Here is a 2,245-nt window from a genome sequence, read left to right on the forward strand (position 1 = left end):
TTTTTTTTATTTGGTGAGTTTGTTCTTTCAAATACGAAACAAAAAGAGCCGATGATTCGTGAATTGTTCCACAATTTCATCGGCTCTGCGTCTTAAGCGTCTGGCTCTTTGATGACAGTTATCTTCAAGTTGTCAACTTTAATCAATCTTTCTTGTCTGCATTTTGGACAATAAAGGGGATAATTCTCCAAAACAGTGTCCTTCCTAATTTTATTACGGGTTTTGCTCCCACAAACAGGACACAATATCCATTCGCATTTCATCATAATTAGTCTCTAATCCTTTCAAATCTCATTTTATATGACTTTTGCAAGCTGTTAAGCTAACTTGTGGAACATATGCCGAACCTTATCTATACGGCTATTCGGGCGGCGGGGTTGGCAAATAAATTTACCAATAGCTGGCTGGTATCCTTTTAACTCTGTCAAGCAGACTCCCTGCCCATTTGTGAAATAAGTTAAATCGTTCCTGTATTCTTGAATACATCTAGCAGGGATTTCTCCTTTCAGAATGACCTCGTCATTCTTTATCTGAGTACTTACAATATCTGCACAATACCTTGGAGCATCATGATACGCCCGTGAGAGATATTCCTGCGGTGCATAAATTTCAAAGTGGAGATATGGCTCTAATAGTTCTGTCCCTGCTTTTTTTAAAGCCTGCTCCAATACGATAGGGGAAAGCAGCCGAAAGTCTGCGGGGGTACTTACAGGACTATAATACAATCCATATTCAAAACAGATTTTACAGTCTGTCACTTTCCATCCATACAGCCCCTGCTCGCAGCCATAAAGAACCCCCTCCATAACCGCATTTTGGAACGATTGATTTAAATATCCAAGTGAAACTCTGCTTTCATACTGCACTCCGCTTCCAATAGGGAGCGGCTCTATGGACAACCCGACAGAAGCCCAGAAAGGATTTGGCGGGACTTCTATGTGGATGGTATATTCTGCTTTTCTAAGCGGTCTTTCCATATATATAACAGTAGGCTCTTTTATTTCTGCCTCCACATGATATTTTTCCTCAAGGATGGCACAAATGACTTCCATCTGCACATTCCCCAAAAAAGAAAGTATAATCTCATGCGTTGTAGTATCCACATAATATTTTAAAAGAGGGTCGCAATCTGAAATTTCTGTAAGTGCCCCAAGCAATATTTCCCGCTGTTCAGATTTCTTTACTGCAATCGTTGTTTGGATCATAGGGAGAGGATTTTCAATAAATTTTCTCTGCGGCAACAGTATTTCGTTCCCCAAAATACTGTTTAGCTGCAAAACATCATTTGGTAAAATTACAATATCACCAGAGCAGGCTGTATCGGATGAATATAATTCACCGTTTGTCGGAACATACATCTCTGTGATTTTTATTTTCTCTTTTTCAGATATTCTAATAACATCCCTCAAATGCAATGTTCCGCTATATATACGCACATAAACAAAACGCCGCCTTTTCTCTGAATATTCAATCTTAAAAACCTGCCCGCATAGTTCAGATTGACCTTCAGGCGTTGATGAATAAAATTTACTGGCAATTACTTCTATAAGCTGCCGAGTCCCCAGATTGTTTTTAGCGCTTCCGTGATAAACGGGAAATAACGTTCCGTTTTGGAATCTCCTGTTTTCTTCCTGTTCCAGTTCTGACATTTTAAACGGTTTCCCTGACATATATTTCTCTAATAGTTCATCGTTTCCCATAATTACCGCATCCCACTGTTCCATATCGTCATTGTCCGTTACATTTATATGGGGATGCTGCCCAACCTTTTGCTTCACTATAATTTCCGAAGAAAGCTTTGCTTTCATTTCCCGATATACCATTGGCAAATCAATCCCCTCTTGGTCAATTTTATTGATGAAAAAAATTGTCGGAATCTTCATTATCTGTAGTGCATGAAACAGTATACGGGTCTGTGCCTGTATGCCATCCTTTGCAGAAACTAATAATACTGCTCCGTCTAATACGGATAAAGAACGGTATACTTCCGCCAAAAAATCCATATGGCCTGGCGTATCTATAATGTTGACTTTTACATCCTCCCACTGAAAAGATGTCACTGCTGTCTGGATAGTGATTCCCCTTTGACGCTCCAAATTCATTGTATCTGTCCTTGTTGTGCCTTCATCTACGCTCCCTAGTTCTGCAATTGCACCACTGGTATACAATAAACTTTCCGTTAATGTTGTCTTTCCTGCGTCAACGTGAGCCAGAATGCCTAAGTTAATTATTTTCATGTGATTTT

General features: G+C 39.5%; 2 protein-coding genes. Both read right to left on the reverse strand.

Going from position 1 to position 2,245, the window contains the following annotated elements:
• Positions 1-92: 92 nt before the first annotated feature.
• Positions 93-266, reverse strand: coding sequence for a cysteine-rich KTR domain-containing protein (locus SR62_RS01995; protein ID WP_002779755.1), 174 nt, complete (start codon positions 264-266; stop codon positions 93-95).
• 51 nt (positions 267-317) lie between these two features.
• Positions 318-2,237 (reverse strand): tetracycline resistance ribosomal protection protein Tet(O), encoded by a 1,920-nt coding sequence (gene tet(O), locus SR62_RS02000; RefSeq protein ID WP_002779752.1) that lies wholly within the window; start codon positions 2,235-2,237, stop codon positions 318-320.
• Between the last annotated feature and the right edge of the window lie 8 nt (positions 2,238-2,245).

The organism is Campylobacter sp. 2014D-0258 (assembly GCF_008000495.1).
Classification (GTDB): domain Bacteria; phylum Campylobacterota; class Campylobacteria; order Campylobacterales; family Campylobacteraceae; genus Campylobacter_D; species Campylobacter_D jejuni.